23 protein-coding genes and 1 pseudogene are annotated in these 21677 nt (G+C 72.9%); 17 read left to right on the top strand and 7 right to left on the bottom strand.

All coding sequences use genetic code 11. The features are described from left to right. Positions 1 to 40 precede the first annotated feature (40 nt). The 5 genes from IEY86_RS13695 to IEY86_RS38490 are packed head-to-tail and all read left to right on the top strand — an operon-like array spanning position 41 to position 4812. Positions 41 to 973: a NifU-related iron-sulfur-binding protein gene (locus IEY86_RS13695; protein ID WP_189131905.1), complete on the top strand. Its 933-nt coding sequence runs from the start codon at positions 41 to 43 to the stop codon at positions 971 to 973. Next, entirely contained in the window at positions 970 to 1755 is a 786-nt protein-coding gene (locus IEY86_RS13700; protein WP_308425140.1) for a DUF5947 family protein, read from the top strand. Before IEY86_RS13695 ends, IEY86_RS13700 begins: the two co-directional genes overlap by 4 nt. Then, a complete protein-coding gene (locus IEY86_RS13705) occupies positions 1752 to 2543 on the top strand; it encodes a DUF6084 family protein (protein WP_189131906.1) in 792 nt (263 codons plus the stop codon). Before IEY86_RS13700 ends, IEY86_RS13705 begins: the two co-directional genes overlap by 4 nt. Continuing rightward, positions 2540 to 4051 carry a hypothetical protein gene (locus tag IEY86_RS13710; protein ID WP_189131907.1) on the top strand — a complete coding sequence of 504 codons (1512 nt, stop codon included), beginning with the start codon at positions 2540 to 2542 and terminating at the stop codon, positions 4049 to 4051. The genes IEY86_RS13705 and IEY86_RS13710 overlap by 4 nt, the downstream gene beginning before the upstream one ends. Beyond that, entirely contained in the window at positions 4048 to 4812 is a 765-nt protein-coding gene (locus IEY86_RS38490) for a hydrogenase maturation protease (RefSeq protein ID WP_189131908.1), read from the top strand. The genes IEY86_RS13710 and IEY86_RS38490 overlap by 4 nt, the downstream gene beginning before the upstream one ends. Before the next feature lie 8 nt (positions 4813 to 4820). Here IEY86_RS38490 and IEY86_RS13720 read toward each other — a convergent pair whose 3' ends face one another. Beyond that, on the bottom strand, positions 4821 to 5225 hold the full coding sequence (locus tag IEY86_RS13720; RefSeq protein WP_189131909.1) for a helix-turn-helix transcriptional regulator: 405 nt from the start codon (positions 5223 to 5225) through the stop codon (positions 4821 to 4823). Positions 5226 to 5460: 235 nt separating this feature from the next. Here IEY86_RS13720 and IEY86_RS13725 point away from each other — a divergent pair, with 235 nt between their 5' ends. From IEY86_RS13725 to IEY86_RS13760, 8 genes are all read left to right on the top strand, one after another. Continuing rightward, entirely contained in the window at positions 5461 to 5901 is a 441-nt protein-coding gene (locus IEY86_RS13725; protein WP_189131910.1) for a hydrogenase maturation nickel metallochaperone HypA/HybF, read from the top strand. Then, on the top strand, positions 5885 to 6655 hold the full coding sequence (hypB, locus tag IEY86_RS13730; RefSeq protein WP_189131911.1) for a hydrogenase nickel incorporation protein HypB: 771 nt from the start codon (positions 5885 to 5887) through the stop codon (positions 6653 to 6655). Before IEY86_RS13725 ends, hypB begins: the two co-directional genes overlap by 17 nt. Before the next feature lie 25 nt (positions 6656 to 6680). Continuing rightward, on the top strand, positions 6681 to 9134 hold the full coding sequence (gene hypF / locus IEY86_RS13735) for a carbamoyltransferase HypF (RefSeq protein WP_189131912.1): 2454 nt from the start codon (positions 6681 to 6683) through the stop codon (positions 9132 to 9134). A gap of 9 nt (positions 9135 to 9143) precedes the next feature. Beyond that, entirely contained in the window at positions 9144 to 9500 is a 357-nt protein-coding gene (locus tag IEY86_RS13740) for a HypC/HybG/HupF family hydrogenase formation chaperone (protein WP_189131913.1), read from the top strand. Beyond that, complete coding sequence (hypD, locus tag IEY86_RS13745; RefSeq protein ID WP_189131914.1) at positions 9497 to 10624, top strand: hydrogenase formation protein HypD; 1128 nt, start codon at positions 9497 to 9499, stop codon at positions 10622 to 10624. The genes IEY86_RS13740 and hypD overlap by 4 nt, the downstream gene beginning before the upstream one ends. A gap of 118 nt (positions 10625 to 10742) precedes the next feature. Next, positions 10743 to 11732 (top strand): hydrogenase expression/formation protein HypE, encoded by a 990-nt coding sequence (hypE, locus tag IEY86_RS13750; protein ID WP_189131961.1) that lies wholly within the window; start codon positions 10743 to 10745, stop codon positions 11730 to 11732. A 60-nt stretch (positions 11733 to 11792) separates the two neighbouring features. Further along, positions 11793 to 12188 carry a hypothetical protein gene (locus IEY86_RS13755; protein ID WP_189131915.1) on the top strand — a complete coding sequence of 132 codons (396 nt, stop codon included), beginning with the start codon at positions 11793 to 11795 and terminating at the stop codon, positions 12186 to 12188. Between the two features lie 93 nt (positions 12189 to 12281). Beyond that, a complete protein-coding gene (locus tag IEY86_RS13760) occupies positions 12282 to 13385 on the top strand; it encodes a S1 family peptidase (RefSeq protein ID WP_189131916.1) in 1104 nt (367 codons plus the stop codon). 193 nt (positions 13386 to 13578) lie between these two features. Here IEY86_RS13760 and IEY86_RS13765 read toward each other — a convergent pair whose 3' ends face one another. Together IEY86_RS13765 and IEY86_RS13770 are read right to left on the bottom strand one after the other, a co-directional pair. Continuing rightward, entirely contained in the window at positions 13579 to 14616 is a 1038-nt protein-coding gene (locus IEY86_RS13765) for a chitinase (protein WP_189131917.1), read from the bottom strand. 183 nt (positions 14617 to 14799) lie between these two features. Continuing rightward, positions 14800 to 15201: a hypothetical protein gene (locus tag IEY86_RS13770; protein ID WP_229698403.1), complete on the bottom strand. Its 402-nt coding sequence runs from the start codon at positions 15199 to 15201 to the stop codon at positions 14800 to 14802. 369 nt (positions 15202 to 15570) lie between these two features. Here IEY86_RS13770 and IEY86_RS13775 point away from each other — a divergent pair, with 369 nt between their 5' ends. After that, a complete protein-coding gene (locus tag IEY86_RS13775; protein WP_189131918.1) occupies positions 15571 to 15834 on the top strand; it encodes a WhiB family transcriptional regulator in 264 nt (87 codons plus the stop codon). Between the two features lie 7 nt (positions 15835 to 15841). Here IEY86_RS13775 and IEY86_RS36440 read toward each other — a convergent pair. Together IEY86_RS36440 and IEY86_RS13780 are read right to left on the bottom strand one after the other, a co-directional pair. Next, positions 15842 to 16175: pseudogene (locus IEY86_RS36440) on the bottom strand (hypothetical protein); the annotation flags it as partial. Between the two features lie 306 nt (positions 16176 to 16481). Continuing rightward, on the bottom strand, positions 16482 to 16724 hold the full coding sequence (locus IEY86_RS13780) for a DUF6296 family protein (protein ID WP_189131919.1): 243 nt from the start codon (positions 16722 to 16724) through the stop codon (positions 16482 to 16484). 170 nt (positions 16725 to 16894) lie between these two features. Between IEY86_RS13780 and IEY86_RS13785 the strand changes: the two genes are divergently transcribed. The 3 genes from IEY86_RS13785 to IEY86_RS13795 all read left to right on the top strand — a co-directional run bounded on the left by IEY86_RS13785 (position 16895) and on the right by IEY86_RS13795 (position 19225). Then, positions 16895 to 17446 (top strand): SigE family RNA polymerase sigma factor, encoded by a 552-nt coding sequence (locus tag IEY86_RS13785; RefSeq protein WP_189131963.1) that lies wholly within the window; start codon positions 16895 to 16897, stop codon positions 17444 to 17446. Between the two features lie 4 nt (positions 17447 to 17450). Beyond that, the gene (locus IEY86_RS13790) at positions 17451 to 18335 is read left to right on the top strand and encodes a hypothetical protein (RefSeq protein WP_189131920.1); all 885 of its coding nucleotides are present in this window, start codon (positions 17451 to 17453) and stop codon (positions 18333 to 18335) included. Positions 18336 to 18406: 71 nt separating this feature from the next. Then, entirely contained in the window at positions 18407 to 19225 is an 819-nt protein-coding gene (locus tag IEY86_RS13795) for a L,D-transpeptidase family protein (RefSeq protein WP_229698404.1), read from the top strand. A 156-nt stretch (positions 19226 to 19381) separates the two neighbouring features. Here IEY86_RS13795 and IEY86_RS13800 read toward each other — a convergent pair whose 3' ends face one another. Continuing rightward, positions 19382 to 20620 carry a cytochrome P450 family protein gene (locus IEY86_RS13800; RefSeq protein WP_189131921.1) on the bottom strand — a complete coding sequence of 413 codons (1239 nt, stop codon included), beginning with the start codon at positions 20618 to 20620 and terminating at the stop codon, positions 19382 to 19384. Further along, a complete protein-coding gene (locus IEY86_RS13805; protein ID WP_189131922.1) occupies positions 20617 to 21357 on the bottom strand; it encodes a class I SAM-dependent methyltransferase in 741 nt (246 codons plus the stop codon). Before IEY86_RS13805 ends, IEY86_RS13800 begins: the two co-directional genes overlap by 4 nt. Positions 21358 to 21677: the final 320 nt, after the last annotated feature.

The following is a 21677-nucleotide window of genomic DNA, read 5'->3' on the forward strand; positions in this document are numbered from 1 at the left end:
CACGGCCATGCGTCCCGGCAGGGAGCAGGAAGGCGGTGCCATGGGATCGGCAGCGAAGGAACAGCAGCAGGCGGGGGAGCGGATATCGGCACTCCTCGACGAGCTGGACCGGACCGCGGGACCCGCGGTCCGGGACACCGCCGACGAACTCGTGCGCCAGATCGTCGAGTTCTACGGAGCGGGCCTGGCCCGGATCGTGGAGCTGATGGAGGCGCGCGAGGACGGCGCCGCCGCCCTCGAGGCGCTCACCCACGACGAGCTCGTGGCCGGGCTCCTGGTCCTGCACGACCTGCATCCCGACGACACCATGACCCGCGTCCAGAAAGCCCTGGACGAGGTCCGGCCCTACCTCGGCTCGCACGCCGGCGACGTCGAGGTGGTCGGCCTCGATCCCGGGACCGGTGTCCTGACGCTGCGCCTGAGCGGCAGCTGCGACGGATGCCCGTCCTCCACGCAGACCGTCCGCTGGACCATCGAGGGGGCGGTGGCCCGGGCCGCCCCCGAGGTGGCCGCGGTCGAGGTGGAGGGCGTCACCGACGCCCCCGGAAATCCCGAACTGCTGCAGATCATGTCCGGCCCGCCGGGCACGGCATCGGCGTCGTCGGCCACCGCGCCGCCGGCCTCCCCGCCCTCGGCGGGCGAGGGCGAAGCGCGGTGGCACACCCTGACCGGGCCGCTGCCGTCGGCCGACGGCGAGACGGCGGTCCACCGGGTGGAGGGGCTGTCCCTGCTGGTGGTCCGCCTCCCCGGGAATCTGTACGCCTACCGCGACCACTGCCCGGCCTGCGGGCACCCCGTCCACGACGGGACGCTCGACGGCTCCGAACTGGTCTGCCCCGGCTGCTCGCAGCGGTACGACGTACGCCGGGCCGGGCGGGGAAGCGCCGGTCATCTGGAGCCGGTGCCCCTGCTGGAGCAGGACGGCACGGTGCGGGTGGCGCTGCCCGCGGTGCTTCAGGAGGCCACGACATGACGGCTCGCCGGATCCAGGCCGGGCCGGAGCGGGCCGTCCGTCCGGACCGGGCCCGTCCACGTCCTGGCCGGGCTCCGGAGGTCCGGGCTTCCGAGGTCCGGGGTGCCCAGGACCGGGGTGGCCGGGGTGGTGAGGCGGGGCCGCCGACCGGGCCGGCCGCCCTGCGCCGCTTCACCCGGCGCCCCGCGGGTCCCGCCGAGGAGCGGTGCGACCTGTGCGGCGAGACGCTGCCGCCGGAGCACCGCCACCTCGTCGACACCCGGCAGCGCGCCCTCAAATGCTCGTGCGTCCCCTGCCACATGCTGTTCACCCGGCCGGGAGCGGGGTCGGGCCGCTTCCGCGCCGTACCCGACCGCTATCTGCGGGACCCGGATTTCACCCTCGACGACGCCGACTGGAACCGTCTGCAGATCCCCGTGGCGCTCGTCTTCTTCTTCCGCAACTCCGACCTCGGGCGCCTCGTCGCCTTCTACCCCAGCCCCGCCGGAGCCACCGAGAGCGAGCTCGACCCGCAGACCTGGGACGACGTCATCGGGGGCAGCCGCCTCGCGCAGACCCTGGAGCCCGATGTCGAGGCGCTGCTCGTGCACCGGGAGAAGGGCGAGCACGGGGAGTGCTTCCTCGTCCCCATCGACACCTGCTACGAGCTGGTCGGCAGGATGCGCCTGCACTGGCAGGGCTTCGACGGAGGGGCCGAGGCACGCGCCGACCTCGCCGAGTTCTTCCAGCGAGTCCGCGAGCACGCCCGTCCCTGCGCCGACGCCGAGGGGAGCACGCCGTGACCGACCTCGACTTCACCTGCACGGACGTACGCCCCGAGGACTACGCGGCCGGGCCCACGCTGCTGTTCCGGCTGCGGATCGACGCGGCGGGCGGGGAGAGGGTGCACGCGCTCGCGCTGCGCTGCCAGATCCGCATCGAACCCGCGCGCCGCAAGTACGACGCGGGAGAGGCGGCGCTGCTGGGCGACCTGTTCGGCGAGCCGGAACGCTGGGGCACCACCCTCAAGCCCCTCCAGTTCGCTCATGCCTCGATCACCGTCCCCGGCTTCACCGGGTCGACGGAGACCGACCTGCCGGTGCCCTGCACCTATGACACGGAGGTCGCCTCCGCGAAGTACTTCCGGGCGCTGGCCGGCGGTGAGGTCCCGCTGCTCCTGCTCTTCTCCGGCACCGTCTTCACCGGGGAGCGGGGCTTTCGGGCCGAGCCGGTGCCCTGGCACAAGGAGGCCACCGTCCGTATGCCGGTGCGGGTGTGGCAGCAGATGATCGACCAGTACTTCCCCAACACCGGCTGGCTTCTGCTGCGCAGGGACAGCCTGGACGCGCTCCAGCGCTACCGCTCGCAGCGGGCGCTGCCGTCCTGGGAGCACGTCGTGGACGAACTCCTGCGTACGGCCGAGGCTCGGCAGGCGCAGGCGCAGGCGGGGACACCGACGGGGACACAGGCGGGGACACAGAAGACACCGAGGGCACAGGAGACACAGGCAGGGACACAGGCGGGGACACCGAACGCCCCGCAGAGTGGGACGGGGACTCGTGCGGCCCCGCAGAGGGGGTGGGCCCGATGACCGGCGATTCCACCACCCGGGTCCGCGACGGCTTCGCCGAGGCCCGCAAGGCCGCCGACGCCGTGCTCTTCGAGGGCTATGTGCTCTACCCCTACCGTGCCTCGGCGGCGAAGAACCGGATGCGCTGGCAGTTCGGGGTGCTCGTTCCCCAGTCATGGGAGGACGCCGGAGGCGAGCACGCCCACCAGCGCACCGAGTGCCTCCTGGAGCCGCGCGGGGCCGAACGGCTCGTCGTGGAGCTGCGCTTCCTCCATGTGCGGCGCCGCACCGTGGAGCGCCCCTTCGCCGACGGCGGCGGCTTCGAGGAGGTGCCGGAGCTGGAACTGCCCGACCGGGTCCTGGTGCCCTGGGACGAGGGCAGCGAGGAGCGGATCGAACTGGCCGTGCCGCTGGAGGAGCTGTCCGGCGACGGCCACACCGCCCGCTTCACCCGGCCGTGGTCGCGCGAGTACGAGGCCGTGGAGGGCGCCGACGGCCGCACCGCCGCCCGCCTGCGGCGTGAGGCGCAGCGGCTGGAGGGCGAGATCCGGCTGCGGATGGAGCCGGTGCCCGGCCCGTACGGCGCAATGCGCCTGACCGCGACGGTGCGCAACACCTCTCCCTGGGCGCCTCCCGCCTCGCGGGCGGGACGGGAGGACGCGCTGCCGTACAGCCTGGTCGGCGCCCATCTCCTGCTCGGACTGCCCGGCGGGCGCTTCGTGTCGATGACGGACCCTCCGGAATGGGCACGCCCGGCCGCGGAGGCCTGCCGCAACGAGCACACCTGGCCGGTGCTGGCCACACCCGACGGCGACGACGTCCTGCTGTCCTCGCCGATCATCCTGGAGGACCGCCCGCAGGTGGCCGCCGAGAGCGCGGGAACCCTCTACGACGCCACCGAGATCGACGAGATCCTCTCCCTGCGCACCGCGGCCCTGACCGAGGGCGAGAAGCGCGAGGCGCGCGGCACGGACCAGCGGGCCGCCGAGGTGATCGACCTCGTGGACACCCTCCCCTCCGATGTGATGGAGCGGCTGCACGGGGCCATTCGGGGGCTTCGGGAGGTCACGCGGGACGAGGACGAGTCCCCGGCGGACGGGACGGAGTCGGACAGGAGCGGGCCGGACAGGAGCGGGCCGGACAGGAGCGGGCCGGACGGGAAGGAGCCGGACGGGACGGAGCCCCCGGCGGTGCCCTCGCTGCCCACGGGTCCGGGCATGCCCTGGTGGGACCCCGGCAACGATCCGGAGGTCGACCCCGACAGGGACACCGTGAGTGTGTCCGGCTGCGCCCTGGGAGCGGGCAGCCGGGTGGCGCTGCGGCCGGGACAGCGCCGCACCGACGCGCAGGACATCTTCCTGCACGGGCGGACGGCGACGGTCGAGGCGGTCCTGCACGACGTCGACGGTGAGGTGCACTTCGCGGTGGTCGTCGACGGCGACCCGGGCGCGGACGTGCGCCGCGAGCAGGGACGCTTCCTCTACTTCCGCCCCGACGAGGTGGAGCCGCTGACCGAGGAGGACGTATGAGCACCGCCTCCGCACCCCGGGTCCCCTCGGCCGACCGCACCCTGGTGGCCGGAGTGGGCAATATCTTCCTGGGCGACGACGGCTTCGGCGTCGAGACCGTACGGCGGCTGGCCGGACATCCCCTGCCCGAGGACGTGGACGTCATGGACGTCGGCATCCGCGGTGTCCACCTCGCCTACCGGCTGCTCGAGGGCTACCGCAGGCTCGTCCTGGTGGACACCGCCTCCCGGGGAGCGCGGCCGGGGACCGTGCACCTCGTCGAGGCCCCCGCCACCGCGGCGAAGGCCCCGGGACCCCCGATGGACGGGCACTCGATGGACCCCGCCGCCGTGCTCGCCCTGGTGCACGAACTGCGCGAGGGCGCGGGCGGAACGGTGCCCGAGCAGGTGCTGGTGGTGGGCTGCGAGCCGATGGACCTCGACGAGGGGATCGGCCTGAGCCAACCGGTGGCGCAGGCCGTCGACCGGGCCGTGGACCTGGTCCTGGAGATCGTGCGCGGACCCGGCCCCGCCGTGGTCGGGCGGCCGGACGCGGCCCTCACAGGCGACGCCGCCAACCGCCCCACCGACGACCGCTTCACCGACGACCGCTTCACCGACAACCGCTTCACCGACGACCGAGCGAGCGAAGGAGACGGGCATGGATCGGATGTGGATGGCCGCCACCGCGGCGGTGGCGCTGGGAGCGACGCTGCTGCTGACGAAGGCCGTGCTGCCGGACGTGCAGCGCTACCTGCGGATCCGCCGGATGTGAACCGATGAGGGCTCGCCTACGGCCAGGTCCTCCGGCGCTCGGGACGCTCGGGGCGATCCGCCCCGGGCCGTCGGACGACGTCCGCGCACTCGAGCTGCGCGTAGCGTTCGAGGAAGACATGGAGCGTGCTGTGCAGTTCGCCCAGGCGCATGAACCACAGGGCCAGCTCCATGGCGCCCTTCGGCGTGATCTCGTACTCGCGCCGCGCGGGACCGGTCGCGGACGCCCTCCAGGAGGAGGCCACGACCCCGTCGTGCTCCATACCGCGGAGCAACCGGTACACATGCGCCGACTCAGTCATCGGCCAGCCGAAGGCCTCCATCCGCTGGACGAGTTCGTATCCGTGGTCCGGCCGCTCGGCGACCAGGAGCAGAAGCACCGGGACGGCGAGAGCGCGCCGTTCGACACCGTGAACGGTCATGGCATGGCTCTCCATAAGGCTGTCGCCCACCGTGGGGAGGCGATCTCCGCTTTCCACGGTAAACAGCCCCGCCGGTGCCGGCCAGCCGGGACGGCGCGGACCGACGCCGCCCGGTCGATCGCCGTACGCGGCGGGCCCGTCGGGCTCCTCGGACTCTCCCGGCCGCCACCGGAAGGCAGCACACCGGAAGGCAGCGCACGGCAAGGCAGGACACCGGAAGGCAGGAGGTGAGCCGGTGCACGAACTGTCGATCGCTCTGGCGATCATCTCGCAGGTCGAGGACGCGGCCCGCCGACGCGGCAGTGCCGCCGTCGCCGAGGTGCGGGTCCGCATCGGCGAGCTCGCCGGTGTGGTGCCCGACGCGCTGACGTTCTCGTTCGAACTGGCCAGGGAAGGCACCCTCCTGGCCGACGCGGGACTCGAGGTGGAGATCGTCCCCGCCAGGGCGCGCTGCCCCTCCTGCGCGGTGGAGACGCTCGTCGGCGTACCTCCCGACCTGTGGTGCTCCCACTGCGGTGAGCCGCTGTCGCAACTGCTCGCAGGACGGGAGCTGGAGATCGCGGAAGTCGTGCTCGAGGACGCCGGGACGCAGGGGGGTACCCAGGGCCGCGGGGATGGCCGGAGCGGGGGCTCAGGGGGCTCAGAGGAGGAGGCGGAGCATGTGCCGGGTCGTTGATCTGCGGCAGGCCGTACTGGCGAAGAACGACGAGCGGGCCGTGGGGCTGCGCGGCCGGCTGGCCGAGCACGGCACGGTCGCGCTCAATCTGATGTCCAGCCCCGGCAGCGGCAAGACCGCCCTGCTGGAGGTGCTCCTGGAGCGGGCGCTGGAGCGGGGTGTCACCGCGGCGGCCGTCACCGCCGACCTCGCCACCGAGAACGACGCGCGCCGCCTCGCGGCGTCCGGGGCGCCGGTCAAACAGGTGCTCACCGACGGGCTGTGCCACCTGGAGGCGGGCATGCTCAGCCGCCATCTGGACGGGTGGCTGCCCGAGGGCACCCGGCTGCTGTTCGTGGAGAACGTCGGCAATCTCGTCTGCCCGGCCTCCTACGACCTGGGGGAGACCTCCAGGATCGTGCTGGGATCCGTCACCGAGGGCGAGGACAAGCCGCTCAAGTACCCCTCCGCCTTCGGCCTCGCGAACCTCGTGGTGATCACGAAGACCGACATCGCGGAGGCCGTGGAGTTCGACGGCCCCGCCTTCCACCGCCATGTGCAGCAGGTCAACCCCGGTGTCCCGGTGCTGGAGACCTCAGCGAGGACCGGGGCGGGCATGGACGGGCTCCTCGACCTCCTGCTCGAGGCGGCGGACGGCGCCCCCGTGCACCAGCCCGCACTCGCCCATCAGCACCAACAGCACATGCACAACCACGACGAGGCCGCACACGATGGTGACGAAGAGCCCCATCACCCGGCGGCCGTGCCCACCTAGCCGCACCGCTGCCGAGGGAGCGCCCATGAGCCGCCCCGACCGACGCCCGGCGACCGCCGCCGGCGAGGACGCCGCCCGCGAGCGGCGGCACGTCGCCGTGCGCGGGGCCGTCCAGGGGGTGGGCTTCCGGCCCTTCGTCTACACCCTCGCCAGTGAACTGGGCCTGACCGGCCACGTCATCAACACCCCCGAGGGCGTCGTGGCCGAGGTCGAGGGCCCCCGCGGCGCCGTCGCCTCCTTCTGCGGACGCCTCGTCTCCGAGGCGCCACCGCTGGCCGTCGTCGAATCCGCCGAGCACCACGGCGTCCCCACCCGGGGCGGCACGGGCTTCACCATCCGCTCCTCCGAAGGCGGCTCCGGCCGCACGCTCGTCTCCCCGGACGTGGCCACCTGCGACGACTGCCTCGCGGAACTCGGCGACCCCCGGGACCGCAGGTACCGCCATCCGTTCATCACCTGCACCCACTGCGGGCCGAGGTTCACCGTCGTCACCGGACTGCCGTACGACCGCGCCAGGACCACCATGGCGCGCTTCCCGATGTGCGGGGCCTGCGCCCACGAGTACGAGGATCCCGCCGACCGCCGCTTCCACGCCCAGCCCATCGCCTGCCACGACTGCGGTCCCCGGCTGACCCTGGTGCGCGGGGCAGGCGACCCGGGCCCGCTCACCGGGGAGGACGCGCTCGCCGAGGCCCGGCGGCTGCTGGCCGACGGCGCCGTCGTCGCGGTCAAGGGCCTGGGCGGCCACCACCTGGCCTGCGACGCCTCGGACCCGGCCGCGGTGCGGGCCCTGCGCAAGCGCAAGAACCGGGGCGACAAGCCCTTCGCCGTCATGACCGGCTCGTTCGAGACCGTCGAACGCCTCACCCACGTGGGTCCGCGGGAGCGGGAACTGCTCCTCGGCCGCCGGCGCCCGGTCGTCCTGCTGCGACGCCGCGAGTCCTCGGGGCCCTCGCCGGTCGCCGAGGCCGTCGCCCCCGGCAGCCCCGACCTCGGTGTGCTGATGCCCTACACACCGCTGCACCACCTCCTGCTGGGACTGCCCGGCGACCCCGAGGGCCCGCCCGTCCTGGTGATGACCAGCGGCAACCGCTCGGGCGAGCCCATCGTCACCGACGACGAGGAGGCGCTGACCCGGCTCGAAGGACTCGCCGACGCCTGGCTCACCCACGACCGGCCGATCCATGTGCCCTGCGACGACTCGGTGGTGCGCGTCTGCGACGGCGAGGAACTGCCCGTTCGCCGCTCGCGCGGCTACGCCCCGTTCCCCGTCGCCCTGCCCGCGCCCGTGGAAGCGGCGCTCGCCGTGGGCGGCGATCTGAAGAACACCTTCTGCGTCGCCGAGGGCCGCTACGCCTGGCTGTCCGCCCATGTGGGCGACATGGACGACCTCGCCACCCTGCGCGCGTTCGAGACCGCCACCGGCCACCTCGGCGAACTGACCGCCGTGGCCCCCCGCCTGCTCGTCGCGGACCGCCATCCCGGATACCGCTCCGGGCAGTGGGCGCACCGCGAGGCGGGACCGCGCCCGGTGCGCACCGTCCAGCACCACCACGCCCATGTCGCCTCCACGATGGCCGAACACGGACTCGACGGATCGTCCCCGGTGATCGGGATCGCCTTCGACGGCACCGGGTACGGCGACGACGGCGCCGTGTGGGGCGGCGAGGTCCTGCTCGCCGACTACGACGGCTTCCGGCGCTTCGCGCACCTGGCCTACGTCCCGCTGCCCGGCGGTGACGCGGCGGTGCGCAACCCGTACCGGATGGCCCTGTCCCACCTGCGCGCCGCGGAGCTGCCCTGGGCCCAGGACCTGCCCTGCACCGCCGCCTGCACTCCGGGGGAGCGCCGCCTGCTGGCTCGGCAGCTCGAACGGAACCTCAACTGCGTTCCCACCTCCAGCATGGGCCGGCTCTTCGACGCCGTCTCCTCGCTGGCGGGTGTCTGCCACCGGGTGGACTACGAGGCGCAGGCGGCCATGGAGCTGGAGAACGCGGCACTGGGCCACCTGGGCGAGGCCGGGGCCGACGGCGGGGGCGGCTACCGCTTCCCGCTGCGCCCCGCCCGCGGCACCGGCGCCGGACTCGAGGCCGACGCGGGGCCGGTGCTCGCCGCCGCCGTCGAGGATCTGCGCTCCGGGGCGGGGGCGGGCACAGTGGCGGCCCGCTTCCACCTCGGGGTCGCCGCGCTGGTGCGCGAGGTCTGCGCGGCCGCCCGGCAGCGCACGGGCCTGCGCACCGTGGCCCTGACGGGTGGCGTCTTCTGCAACGCGGTGCTGACGTCCGCGTGCGCGGACGGGCTGCGTGAGGACGGGTTCACCGTGCTGCGCCACCGCAGGGTGCCCCCCAACGACGGCGGACTGGCGCTGGGCCAGTTGATGGTGGGCGCACGGGCCGCCGCGGCCGCGGGGGCCGCCGGGGGGGAAACGACCGGGACCGGCGTCACCGACGACGTCGGCGTCGCCCAGGCGACGAGCTGAGGAGGAGAAATGTGCCTTGCCGTGCCCGGCAGAGTGCTGGAGATCGAGGAGCGCGACGGGACCCGGATGGCACGCGTCGACTTCGGCGGTGTCGTCAAGGACGTGTGCCTGGAGTACCTGCCCGACATGCAGGTGGGTGACTACGCCATCGTCCACGTGGGCTTCGCCCTGCAACGGCTGGACGAGGAGTCCGCCCGGCAGACGCTCGAGCTGTTCGAGAACCTCGGCGTTCTCGACGAGGAGTTCGGGGACGCGTGGGGGCGCGCCGCCAAGGAGGCGGGGGCCCAACGTCCCACAGGTACCGAAACCGGTACAGAACCTGGTGCCCGACCCGGTACCGGCCCGTCGAAGGAGGCGCAGGCGTGAAGTACCTCGACGAATTCAGCGACCCCGTACTGGCCAAGAGGCTCTTCGACGACATCCGTGCCACGGTCACCAAGCCGTGGTCGCTGATGGAGGTCTGCGGCGGACAGACCCACTCGATCATCCGCCACGGCATCGACCAGCTCCTGCCCGAGGAGATCCAGCTGATCCACGGCCCCGGCTGCCCGGTGTGCGTGACCCCGCTGGAGATCATCGACAAGGCGCTGGAGATCGCCTCCCGCCCGGATGTGGTCTTCTGCTCGTTCGGCGACATGCTGAGGGTGCCGGGCAGCGGCCGCGACCTCTTCCGGGTCAAGAGCGAGGGCGCCGACGTGCGCGTCGTCTACTCGCCCCTGGACGCGCTGAAGATCGCACGGGAGAACCCCGAGCGGCAGGTGGTGTTCTTCGGCATCGGCTTCGAGACGACCGCGCCGCCCAACGCGATGACGGTCTACCAGGCGCAGAAGCTCGGCATCGAGAACTTCAGCCTCCTGGTGTCGCATGTGCGGGTGCCCCCGGCGATCGACGCCATCATGAACTCGCCGGACTGCCGCGTCGAGGCGTTCCTCGCCGCCGGACACGTGTGCAGTGTGATGGGCATCCGGGAGTACCCCGAGCTCGCCGAACGGCACCGCGTCCCCATCGTGGTCACCGGGTTCGAGCCTCTGGACATCCTCGAGGGCATCCGCCGCGCGGTGCGCCAGCTCGAGGCGGGCGAGCACACCGTGGAGAACGCCTACCCGCGGGCGGTGCGCACCGATGGCAACCCCGCGGCCAGGGCGATGCTCGACGACGTGTTCGAGGTGACCGACCGTGCCTGGCGGGGCATCGGGATGATCCCGGACAGCGGCTGGAGGCTGTCCCCGAAGTACCGCGACTGGGACGCCGAGTACCGCTTCTCGGTGGGCGACATCGACACCGAGGAGTCCACGGTCTGCCGCAGCGGCGAAGTGCTCCAGGGGCTGATCAAGCCCCATGAGTGCGAGGCCTTCGGCAAGACCTGCACCCCGCGCAATCCGCTGGGCGCCACCATGGTCTCCAGCGAGGGCGCGTGCGCCGCCTACTACCTGTACCGAAGGCTCAGCACGCCGTCCGCAGGCCAGGAGGAGGCGAGTTCCGTTGGCTGACTCGCTCGACACCCACCAGGCGCAGGGCTCCGCGCGCCCGGCAGACGACCCGGAGCAGGCCCCCGACTTCTCCGGCTGGACCTGCCCGGCGCCACTGCGCGACAACCAGAGGGTGGTGATGGGCCACGGCGGCGGCGGTGTGCTGTCCGCCGAACTGGTCGAGCACCTGTTCGCGCCAGCCTTCGGCAGCGAAGTGCTGGCCGAACTCGGTGACTCGGCCACCGTGACGCTCGGTGGTGCGCGGCTGGCGTTCTCCACCGACTCGTTCGTCGTGCGCCCGCTGTTCTTCCCCGGGGGCAGCATCGGCGACCTGGCCGTCAATGGCACGGTCAACGACCTGGCGATGGTGGGGGCCCGCCCGGCCTATCTCTCCTGCGGCTTCATCCTCGAGGAGGGAGTGGAGCTGTCGGTCGTCGGCCGGGTGGCCGAAGCCCTCGGCGCCGCGGCCAAGGAGGCCGGGGTCACGGTGGCCACCGGCGACACCAAGGTCGTCGACGCGGGGCACGGCGACGGGATCTTCATCAACACCGCGGGTATCGGGCTGATCCCCGAAGGTGTGGACATCCGCCCGCAGCGCGCGGCACCCGGCGACGTGGTGATCGCCAGCGGCGCCATCGGGGTGCACGGCGTGGCGATCATGAGTGTCCGCGAGGGCCTCGAGTTCGGTGTCGAGATCGAGAGCGACACCGCCGCGCTGTCGGGGCTGGTGGAGAGCATGCTCGGCGCCACCCGGGACCTCCATGTGCTGCGCGACCCCACACGCGGTGGCGTGGCCACGACGCTCAATGAGATCGCCTCGGCGTCCGGAGTGGGAATCCGCGTCAACGAGCGCAACCTCCCCGTGCCGGACGCGGTCGCCAACGCGTGCGCCTTCCTCGGACTGGACCCGCTGTACGTGGCCAACGAGGGCAAGCTCATCGCCTTCGTCCCACCCGAGCACGCCGACGCGGTGCTCGCCGCGATGCGGGCCCACCCGCACGGGAAGGAGGCCGTGGCCATCGGCACATGCACGACGGAGCACCCCGGAATGGTGGTGGCCGACACCGGCCTCGGCGGTTCCCGGGTGGTCGACGTCCCCCTCGGCGAGCAGCTCCCGCGCATCTGCTGACGCGCGGCCGAGCCCACCGAAGCACCCGTCGAAGCAAGGGTCAAGGACAGGAGGCACGCGATGGGCAGCAAGAAGCACCCTCCGATGGGAGAGGGTCCGAGCAGGCACGAGGGCAAGGACCAGCACGGCTGGTCGCCCGACGTGGGCGAGAGCGGCGACGACGTCAAGCAGAGCGCGCACCGCTCCTTCCACCCCGACGAGTACGCCGGCGAGCCCGGGAAGGGCCGACGTGTTGCCAAGGAGGAGAAGTCCGGTACCCCCGACCCCGGCCGCAGCGAGACACGCGGTGGGGAAGAGGTGCGCAAGGAGGAGGGCGGTGGCTCCCGCCCCACCGGCCGGCACGGCGCGTCCAGGCGTCCGAGCGGCCATATGCCCGGTGAGGAGTTCACCGGTGTCGGCGAGAAGAAGCCCCCGTCCTCGACGCCCGACGAGGCCAAGGAGGACGACGACCGCTAGGACCTGACCCGGGGACCGGCCGCAGGGCGGCGCTCCCGCTCGAACGGGCCCCCAGCGGATGCGCGCCCAGTGGCGAGTGCATAGCGTGGCCGCATGGCTACCATACGTAGCATCGGCCTCTTCGAGGAGATCTCAGTGAGGATCACACGCTGCCTCGCCACTGGCTCGACCACCCGACGCGCTGGAGTGCTCGCCGCGACGGCCTGCCTGATCACGGCGGGAGTCACCACCTTCACCGGTGGGGACGCGGCCGCCGCGGACGCGCCGTCACCCGACAGAGCAGCCGCTGTCGAGGCGCAACTGGGTGCGTCGAGAACCGCGGGGACCTACTACGACAACGAGACCAAACGCATGGTCGTCAATGTCACCGACTCGGCCGCCGCGGACGCCGTACGCGGCGCCGGAGCCGAGCCGCGGCTCGTGGGCCGCAGCTCGGCGGCGCTCGCCGAGGCGGGACAGGCGATCGAGGAATCCAATATCGCGGGCACCGCATGGGGTGTCGATGTGAAGGCGAACAAGCTGATGGTGTCCGTGGACTCGACGGTCAAGGGCGCCGAGCTGGCGACGGTCTACAAGGTCGCCGACCGCTTCGGCGACCGGATGGCCGTGGCCGCCGTCGACGGCCGGTTCAGCAAGTTCGTCACCGGCGGAGACCCCGTCTGGGGCGGGCAGTACCGCTGCTCGGCCGGCTTCAATGTACGCAGCGGCACCACGTACTCCTTCATCACCGCCGGGCACTGCGCCTCGATCGTCTCGCAGTGGTTCGCCGACGCCGCCAAGACGGTCCCGATCGGCCCGACGACCGGCTCCAGCTTCCCGGGCAACGACTACGGCATCGTCCGGTACGACAATGCCGCCGTCCCCCACCCCGGCACCGTGGGAACGGTCGACATCACCGGCCCGGCCAACGCCTACGTGGGCCAGTCGGTCTGCCAGCGCGGCAGCACGAGCGGTATCCACTGCGGCCTCGTCACCGGGCTCAACCAGACCGTCAACTACGGCAGCGGGCAGATCGTCAGCGGTCTGATCCGCACCGGGATCTGTGCCGAGCCCGGTGACAGCGGCGGTCCGCTGTACGCGGGCAGCCTCGGTGTCGGCCTGGTCTCAGGTGGCTCGGGCAACTGCGTCGTCGGCGGCACGACCTTCTACAACCCGGTCCCCGAGGTGCTCTCCGCCTACGGGGTGGCCCTCTACTGACGGCCCTCTACTGACGGACCCCCAACTGACGGAACCCCTACTGACGGACCCCCAACTGACGGAACCCCTACTGACGGAACCCTCGGACGGAACCCCTACTGACGGATCCCGTGGTGCCGGGTGGCCGCGATGGCGGCCACCCGGCACACGTGTGTCCTCACGCGCGGCCAACCGCCCGCGCCGAGGGCCCCGTTCAGCCGGTGTAGCCCTTGAGGATGTTGGTGAACTCCCAGTTCGACTGCGAGATGCCACTGCACGTGGGGGAGACACCGCCGCCCGGGCAGCCGCCGTTGTCCCGGCCGGCCGACCAGAGGCCGATCGACGCGATGTGGTTGGCCTTGGCGAAGGACAGCACCTTGCGCGCGTCGGCCTGGGTCGTGGTCATCCCCGAGTCGTTGCGGCCGATCATCGGGGTGACGCCGAGCATGCGGTAGAGCTGGGCGTCCGACTTGCCGGTCCACACCGTCCTCAGCTGCCCGACGGTGGCCCTGGCCGCGGAGACCATGGCATCCCCCCAGTTGCCGCTGTAGCCGAAGTTCATCAGCATCGGATTGACGGTGACCTGGACTCCCCGCGCCTTGGCGCTCTGGAGCACCTGGAGGGAGTAGGGGTCGAGCCCGTAGTCCTGGCCCTGCACCCGCAGGGTGTAGCTCACCGAGGTACCGCGCTCGGCCTGGAGCTGGGCAAGGGCCCGGTTGACCATGTCCTGGGGGATGGAGGCCTCGACGTCGACGTCGAGGTGGTTGCTGCCGACGGTGTCGAGCACCTTCTTGTAGGCGTTCTTCAGCGCGGTGGCCGAGGAACAGGTGTGCTCCAGGTAGGGACCGATCGCTCCGCCGGTGGCGACCACGACATCGCCGCCGAGCGCCTTGAGCGCCGCGACGTCGTTCTTGATCCGCGCGTCGTCGATCGCGACCGTGCCGCCCCACTTGGGGTCGCAGCCGCCGCTGGAGCCGAGGGCGAAGGCGAGCACGTACTTCTTCTGGCCGGTGGCCCGGGCGGCCTGGACCAGTGAGGGCTTGGACATGGTGATGTCGATGTAGGGGGCGACACGCGGAGGTGCCACGACGGTGGCGCGTGCGGGGGCGGGCGTCGGGTCGGGAGTGCTGTGCGCGCTCGGAGCGGCCAGGGCGGCGCAGACGGCGGCGACCGCTGTCGCTGCCGTGGCCGCGGCGCCGCGGCGGAGCGCCGGACGGGGGCGGGGGGAGTGGGACTGGCGTCTGCGAGGCATGCCGAATCTCCTCGTCGGGGCGTGGGGGGTCGCCGACTGCGGGGGTCGCCAACTGCCTTGTTTCGACAGTTGGTTGACTCCAAGTGCACAAGCCCCCGACACACTCCGTCAAGGTCTGGACCAAGCGTTCATGGCAATCGGGCGATCCCCGAGGGGAGCGTCGATCGATCCCCCGGAGGAGTGTCAAGTGCGCCGACCGCGGCTCAGCGGCACGAGCACCGAGGCGCCTGCCACCGCCACCGCCCCGGCGGCCAGGAAGCCTCGGGAGGCACGCCAGGACAGCACCGACCAGCGTGACTGCGCGGACAGCAGCGACCCCGTGCTCAGCCAGGACCCGGCGGAGATCAGCGAGAGGGCCGAGCCGATGGAGCCGACGGACAGGGTGCTGCCCACGGAGCCGATGGACAGCGCGGAACCGACGGAGCCGATGGACAGCACCGACCCCACCGATCCGATCGAGAGCACCGAGTCCTTCGACCACAGGGACAGCGTCGAGCCGCTGGAGGACGCCCGGCACGCGGACGACGAGGGCGCGGAGGACGCGCAGGGCGAGGGCGCGGAGGGCGACTTGGTCTCGTGGGTCATGAGGTTCATCCTGCCCGGGAACACCGGAAATCGCGGCCGATCGGGGGCACCGAAAGCGCCTCGTACCGGCGGCACGACGGCCGCGGCCACGGCGGAGTCCCCACCGTGCGTACCGTCGTCACCCCGCTGTCCTGGACGCGGAACGGGACCGGCGGCGTCGCCGCGCTCGTCGTCGGCCCCGAGGAGGAGCCTTTTCGGCCCTTTCCGCAAGTGAGCTGAACCCGGGGCCGAACGGGGGTAATCGCCACCGGGTTCTCGGGTAGGCGACCTCGCACGGGCGCGCCGATCATTGCTCGGGTCATGGCCCCGGCAAGCCGCATCGGCGCGAAGAGTCCACGATGTGCCCTCACGGGTAGGAGGAGTGTTCGTATGAACTGGCGTCACCGTGCGGCCTGCCGACACGAGGACCCCGATCTCTTCTTTCCGGTCGGCAGTTCCGGACCGGCGCTGCTCCAGACGGAGCGGGCCAAGGAGGTCTGCCGTCGCTGCCCGGTCCTGGCCCAGTGCCTCGACTGGGCCATGGAGGCGGGGCAGGACTGGGGTGTCTGCGGCGGCATGAGCGAGGACGAGCGCAGAGCGGCCCACCGCCGCGCCTGCCGAAGGCGCGCGGCGGTGGAGGCCGCCCGGAGCTGACCGGCCATCCGCGGGGAAGGACCGTGGCGAGCACGTCCGGCAGCGGGTGCCAGTCGGCGGTGACGATTGCCGGCGTGCTCGGCGGCGAGGTCCGCCACGCGTGTACGGGCCGGTCGCTCGGTCGGGTCGGTGCCGTCGATCGCGGGCGCCACATCCTGGGCGTCCGTCATCACCAGCAGGTAGTGGCGCTGGTCGTACCAGGCCGGATCCATTCCCGCGCCCGTCACAAGGACCGAGGCGCCACCGTCGAACACGACGAACCACGGGCGTATCGAGGTGTCCGAGTAGCGGGTCCGCGGGTCGCCGGCGGCGGCGCCGTTCACGGCGGGGAAGGCCGCGGATGGATGCCGCCAGCGCTGCGACGATGCGGTACCTGTGCATCTGCTGCCACCATCGGTGTGGGTGAGAGAAGTGGCAGCAGAGTATGAGAACTGACGGATAGTCAGGCAAGCGTTGCGGACACGCCGGGATGGCTGGAACATGTCGAGGAAGGGCGTGCCGTCGCGCACCTGCTGGGCGCCGACGGCCGCCCGCACCCCGTGGTCGGGGCACCCCGGGGTGCCCCGGGTGGCACTTCGGCACGCGCGTCGGACAGAGAAAAGCCACCGCGCACGACGTGTGTCACGCGCGGTGGCTGTGCGGCGGGGTTACTCGACCACGCGTGTGGCCGCGGGCGGACGCAGCGTCTGGTGCCCTCCGCTGGCCAGCATGCGCACCTCCCCGCGTTCGCTTATCTCGGCCCGCAGGATGCCGGTGTCGTCGCAGTAGACCGGATAGCCGCCCGGCCCCTTCGCATCCGTGCGGTGCACCACCACCACGTCCTCGGTCCGCTCGCCGCGGTCGGCGGGGGAGCGCTCGAAGGTCAACTGGTAGCGCTCGGAGTTCTCCATGGTGACCTCCCGACCTTGGTCATACAGGGACGAAGTTCTCGTATCTCCATGATGACCGATCCGCCGGGAATGGAGACCTGCGTCACAGAGGGCAACCCGGAGGGCCGGCCGACCGGTTCCAGATGGCATGGGAACGGCGAGAAGACGTCTCCGACCGGCACGAGGACGACATGGCGAGCAGTTGGACGGATTTCGAGGAGTTCGTGGCCGCCTGCGGACCCCGGCTGCTGCGCTCGGCATGGCTGCTCACGGGCGACCGGTACCTCGCGGAGGACCTGCTCCAGACCGCACTGGCCCGTGCCTGGCCGAAGTGGCGGCGGATCGCCGACCAGAGCCCCGAGGCGTACGTGCGGCGGATCCTCGTCCACGAGTACGCGTCGTGGTGGAGGCGCCGGTGGCGGCGCGAACTGCCCTTCGCCGACCTCCCCGAGACCAGCGGCCCGGCCGACCGGTACGGGGAGGTCGACCAGGAACGCTCCCTGGTGTCGGCCCTGCGGCGGCTGCCGGTACGGCAGCGGGCCGTGGTGGTCCTGCGCTACCTGGAGGACCGCACCACCGAGGAGACGGCAGCCCTGCTGGGCTGCTCGGTGGGCACGGTGAAAAGCCAGGCCTCCAAAGCCCTGCGCACGCTGCGCCAGTGCGTTTCCCGGGGGGATGCCGATCCCCCCGGGAAGGACGCACCCGACGCTCCCAGCCCGGCGGTCCTGGGAGAACGGAGGTGAACGGATGACCGGGAACGAGCCGAACCGGCCCGGCACAGGCGTCGACGGCGCAGGCGACACGGGCCGGGCCGCCGGGGCGTGGAACGCCGACGGCGGCCGTCGTACGGACGGCACCGGTGCCGACGGGGGCGACGGCGGCCTGGACACACGTCTCCTGCGCGACGCGGTCCTGAGTCGGCTGCCGCGGGACCTCGCTGCCCCGCCCGATCGCATGGACAGGGTCCGCGACCGGGTGCGGCGGGCCGGGCGGCGGCGGGCGGTGGGGGCTGCCGCGACCGTCGTGCCGCTCGTGGCGCTGGCCTCGCTCGCGCTGCCGGGGATCGGCTCCGACCACCGCGGCCCGGGCCCCGCCGCCTCGCCGACCGCACCGGACCCCCGCACGGTCCGACCCCGACCCTCCTACACCTCACTCGTGGAAAAGCAGCTGCACGGCCTTCGGCTGCGCATGGTCGAGAACTGGCGGTCGGTCGTGGTCCGTTCGGTCGGCAACGCTCCCCGCGAGACCCCGCCGGTCGTCGCCTACGTCTCCAATGGGCCCCTCGATCCCGGCAGCGGACCGTGCGCCGGCGCCCTGGACGGCATATCGGACGGCACCTGCCTGCCCGTCGCAGCCCTCGGCGAGGACACCGTGCTCATCTCGTGGCACATCGAGACCAGCCCCGTCTCAGCCGAAGAGCTCAAGGGCGAGGGCACCGTCGTCACCGAGCCGCCCTCGCCCCAGTGCTCGGCCATCGGCGGCACCTCGGCCCTGACCCTCCTGCGGCCGGTGGGACGCCCGGCTCCCCGGGGCGTCCTCCATGCCACCGCATGCATGAACATCCCCGGTGACACCGTCCGGGCCCAGACCGCCGGGATTCTGCGGTCCGCCCGCTTCCCGCAGGGCCGCTGACCGCCGGGCCCGTCCACTCCGCTCCCCTTACTCCCGCCGCGGCGGGAGCCGCACCGAGAGAAGGCCTCGCCGTGCCCTTGTCCACCCCTGCCGTCGCCCCCCGGCGCTCTGTGGCACTGGCGGCCCTCGTGCTGGCCGCCGCCACCGGCTGCGGGGCCGCCCCGGCGCCCGCCGGGTCCAGGACGGTCCAGCCCGCCCCGGTGCCCGACGCCGCGGTCAGTAGCGCCCCCAGCACCGACAGCACTCGGGCCGCCGACAGCGGCACGGCCGGGGACACGGCGGGCACCCCGCCCGCACGCCATGGGGCGCCGACCGGCCTGGGTCCGGCCGTCCTGGCGCGGATACCGGCCTCCACCAGCCGGCTCGTCGTGGTCACCGGCAAGGGAGCGGACTCCTACCGGTCCACGGCCGCGCTCTGGATCCGCGACCACGACGGCACCTGGTGGCGGAAGGCGACATGGCCCGCGCACAACGGCAGGCGGGGATGGAGCGAGCACCATGTCCAGGGCGACCTGCGCAGCCCGGCGGGGGTGTTCACGCTCAGCGACGCGGGCGGCCGCCTTCCCGATCCGGGGACCGGGCTGCCCTACCATCGCTCGACCGCCTTCACCGTGGGCGGGACGGGGTTCCTCGGCGAGCCCCTGGCGGGCTCGTTCGACTACGTGGTGGCCATCGACTACAACCGCGTCCCCGGGACCTCGCCCCTGGACTGGACACGGCCCATGGGCGCGGCGCGCGGTGGCGGCATATGGCTCCACGTCGACCACGCGGGCCCCACACACGGCTGCGTCAGCCTGTCGAAGAGGCACATGGCCGCCCTCCTGCGCGCCCTCGACCCCGCGGCCCACCCGGCTGTCGTGATGGGCGACGCGACCTTCCTGGCCCGCTGAGACCCCACCCGCCCCGGGCACGGCCCAGCACGCCCCGTGCGGCCGCCCCGCAGCGCCAAGGGCGGCGTGGGGCGGCCCGGACGCGGCGACGGGTCCGCGGCCATCCGCTGCCTGCCCGAAGCGGGGGACGGCTGGGACGGTGGCGAGGAACGCATGTCAGTCTCCCGGATCGGCGGGACGGGGTGCGCCGAGCTCCACCGGCAGCGTGTCCGGGCCGCGCACGGAGGCGAACCGCCAGGTGAGCTCGTCGGGCTCCACGGCCAGTCGCAGATCGGGGAACCGCTTCAGCAGGCTGCCGATGGCAACGCGGCCTTCGAGTCGCGCCAGCCGGGCGCCCAGGCAGAAATGGGCACCGTGCCCGAACGCCACATGCGGATTGTCCTGGCGGCCGATGTCGAAGAGGTCCGGATGCGGGAACCGGCGGGGATCGCGGTTGGCGGCGCCAAGCACGATCAGCACCCGGGAGCCGCGCGGGATGGTGACTCCCCCGACCTCGACATCGTCGAGTGTGTAGCGGAACAGGCCGGGGCTGGTGGGTCCGTCGAAGCGCAGCAGCTCGTCGATCGTGCCCGGCAGCAGGGCGGCGGGGTCCCGGCGCAGCGCCGCGAGCTGGCGGGGGTGGGTCAGCAGCGTCAGGACCCCGGTGCCGATCAGCTGGACCGTGGTCTCATGTCCGCCGACCAGGAGCAACAGGGCCATGGCGAGCAACTCGTCGTCGCTGATGCGCCGCCCGTCCGCGGCCTGCGCCGCGACGAGCTCGCTGAGCAGGTCGTGGCCGGGACGGGAGCGCTTGGCCGCGATGAGCAGGGCCAGGTACTCCCGTGTCCGGCTCAGCGTGGCCCGGGCATCCCGCGCGGACCGCTGGTCGGTCACGAAGCCCAGCAGGTCGCCGCCGATCCGGCGCAGGCCCGGCAGGTCCCGGTGCGGCACGCCGAGAAGCTCGCCGATCACCCGGATCGGCAGGGGAAAGGCCAGGGCCTCGACCAGGTCGGCGTGCTGCTGTCCCTCGAGCGCGTCGAGCAGCTCGTCGGTGATCTCCTGGATCCGGGGGCCCATCCGCTCCACACGCGCGGCGAGCATCCTGCCGACCAGCCTGCGCAGCCGGGTGTGGCTCGGTGGGTCGCGGTCCATCAGTGTCCCGTTCATCATGTGGTCGCCCGGGTGGGACCGGCCGGGGGCCGCGCCGGCCGGCGTCAGCGCGCGGCGCGCCTCGCTGCCCATCCGGGGGTCGGTGAGCACGCGGACCGCGTCGGCGTACCGGCTCACCGCCCAGTGCTCGCTGCCGTCGGGCAGCACCACGTGGCGCACGGGACCACCCGCCAAGAGCTCCGCCAGAGCCGGGAAGGGGTCCGCTGTGAAGCCCGCGTCCAGGGTCAGCGGCGCTTCGCCGGTCATCCGGCTGTCCCCGGCGAGCGTGCGACGCGGCAGTCGGCCGGCAACCGCAGCGCATCCCCCCGCGGCCCCGGCTCAGTGGTGTACAGCGGGGCCCGCCAGGACTCGAGGACCTCGAACCCGGCCTCGGCGAGCAGGCCGTCGAACGCTCCTTCGGACCATGAGGCGGGACGCAGACCGTGGCGCAGGGCGCGGCCGAGTTTGGGAAGGGTGAGGTCGCCGGAGTCCCGGCCCGGGGCGCTCGGTTCTCGCGGCTTCGCCTCCGGCGCGAGTTCGACCGCGAACAGATGGCCCCGCTCCCCGACGAGGGTACGCAGCCCGGCCACGGCATCGGGCCGCATCGGCTCGGGCATCTGGTGGATGACGACGCGCATGTGGACGTTCGCGTCTCCGATCCGCTCGTGCAGGGCAGCGACCGCCGCCGGGTCGCACAGGTCCAGCCGCTCGTAGTGCGGGCCTTGTTCCCCGCTCGCGCGGCGCGCCAGCCGCAGCGCCGCCTCGGAGAAGTCCACGCCGATCACTCTGGGGAAGCGGCCGGCCAGGAACCGGGTCTGCGTCCCGTTCCCGCAGCCCACGTCGAGGACCGGCAGGTCGTTGCCGAAGTAGCGCTCGATCAGTGGCAGATCCACGGCCGTGGCCAGCTCGGGGACGGCGTCCCAGACGGCCTCCTGGGGTGCGTCCGGCAGATCGGCCCAGTAGCTCTCCCACGCCTCACCGGACGGCTTTGTCATTGGCTCCATGCCCTGCACGCTGCCGGGCCGCGGTCCGGCAGCCATCGGTAGAACGCGCAGTCCCCCCGCCCCGGTCGACGCACCGGTCGTCGGGCGGGGCCGCTGCGCCTTTTACCGATGGCGCGGCCGACGGCTGGTGTCCACGCTCACCCCTGTCCACCGGTCGCTGCGGCGTCCGGCCGCGGGGCGGGCCGCGGAGCCCGGCGCGACCACGCGGACTCCGCCCCGGGACGCACGAGTCCGGACTCGGCAGTGCGGCCGTCCACGAGTTCGGACCACCGGGTGCCCAACCACGCGTTCCAGTCCCCACTCACGAGTCGGGACCCACC

It is taken from the genome of Wenjunlia tyrosinilytica, assembly GCF_014646055.1.
Classification (GTDB): domain Bacteria; phylum Actinomycetota; class Actinomycetes; order Streptomycetales; family Streptomycetaceae; genus Wenjunlia; species Wenjunlia tyrosinilytica.

Bases quoted from the DNA above. Each gene is read 5' to 3' on its own strand.
- IEY86_RS13695 (WP_189131905.1), top strand. From the start codon at position 41: ATGGGATCGGCAGCGAAGGAACAGCAGCAGGCGGGGGAGCGGATATCG.
- IEY86_RS13700 (WP_308425140.1), top strand. From the start codon at position 970: ATGACGGCTCGCCGGATCCAGGCCGGGCCGGAGCGGGCCGTCCGTCCG.
- IEY86_RS13710 (WP_189131907.1), top strand. From the start codon at position 2,540: ATGACCGGCGATTCCACCACCCGGGTCCGCGACGGCTTCGCCGAGGCC.
- IEY86_RS38490 (WP_189131908.1), top strand. From the start codon at position 4,048: ATGAGCACCGCCTCCGCACCCCGGGTCCCCTCGGCCGACCGCACCCTG.
- IEY86_RS13720 (WP_189131909.1), bottom strand. From the start codon at position 5,225: ATGACCGTTCACGGTGTCGAACGGCGCGCTCTCGCCGTCCCGGTGCTT.
- hypB (WP_189131911.1), top strand. From the start codon at position 5,885: ATGTGCCGGGTCGTTGATCTGCGGCAGGCCGTACTGGCGAAGAACGAC.
- hypF (WP_189131912.1), top strand. From the start codon at position 6,681: ATGAGCCGCCCCGACCGACGCCCGGCGACCGCCGCCGGCGAGGACGCC.
- IEY86_RS13740 (WP_189131913.1), top strand. From the start codon at position 9,144: ATGTGCCTTGCCGTGCCCGGCAGAGTGCTGGAGATCGAGGAGCGCGAC.
- hypE (WP_189131961.1), top strand. From the start codon at position 10,743: ATGGGCCACGGCGGCGGCGGTGTGCTGTCCGCCGAACTGGTCGAGCAC.
- IEY86_RS13755 (WP_189131915.1), top strand. From the start codon at position 11,793: ATGGGCAGCAAGAAGCACCCTCCGATGGGAGAGGGTCCGAGCAGGCAC.
- IEY86_RS13760 (WP_189131916.1), top strand. From the start codon at position 12,282: ATGGCTACCATACGTAGCATCGGCCTCTTCGAGGAGATCTCAGTGAGG.
- IEY86_RS13765 (WP_189131917.1), bottom strand. From the start codon at position 14,616: ATGCCTCGCAGACGCCAGTCCCACTCCCCCCGCCCCCGTCCGGCGCTC.
- IEY86_RS13770 (WP_229698403.1), bottom strand. From the start codon at position 15,201: ATGACCCACGAGACCAAGTCGCCCTCCGCGCCCTCGCCCTGCGCGTCC.
- IEY86_RS13775 (WP_189131918.1), top strand. From the start codon at position 15,571: ATGAACTGGCGTCACCGTGCGGCCTGCCGACACGAGGACCCCGATCTC.
- IEY86_RS13780 (WP_189131919.1), bottom strand. From the start codon at position 16,724: ATGGAGAACTCCGAGCGCTACCAGTTGACCTTCGAGCGCTCCCCCGCC.
- IEY86_RS13785 (WP_189131963.1), top strand. From the start codon at position 16,895: ATGGCGAGCAGTTGGACGGATTTCGAGGAGTTCGTGGCCGCCTGCGGA.
- IEY86_RS13790 (WP_189131920.1), top strand. From the start codon at position 17,451: ATGACCGGGAACGAGCCGAACCGGCCCGGCACAGGCGTCGACGGCGCA.
- IEY86_RS13800 (WP_189131921.1), bottom strand. From the start codon at position 20,620: ATGACCGGCGAAGCGCCGCTGACCCTGGACGCGGGCTTCACAGCGGAC.
- IEY86_RS13805 (WP_189131922.1), bottom strand. From the start codon at position 21,357: ATGGAGCCAATGACAAAGCCGTCCGGTGAGGCGTGGGAGAGCTACTGG.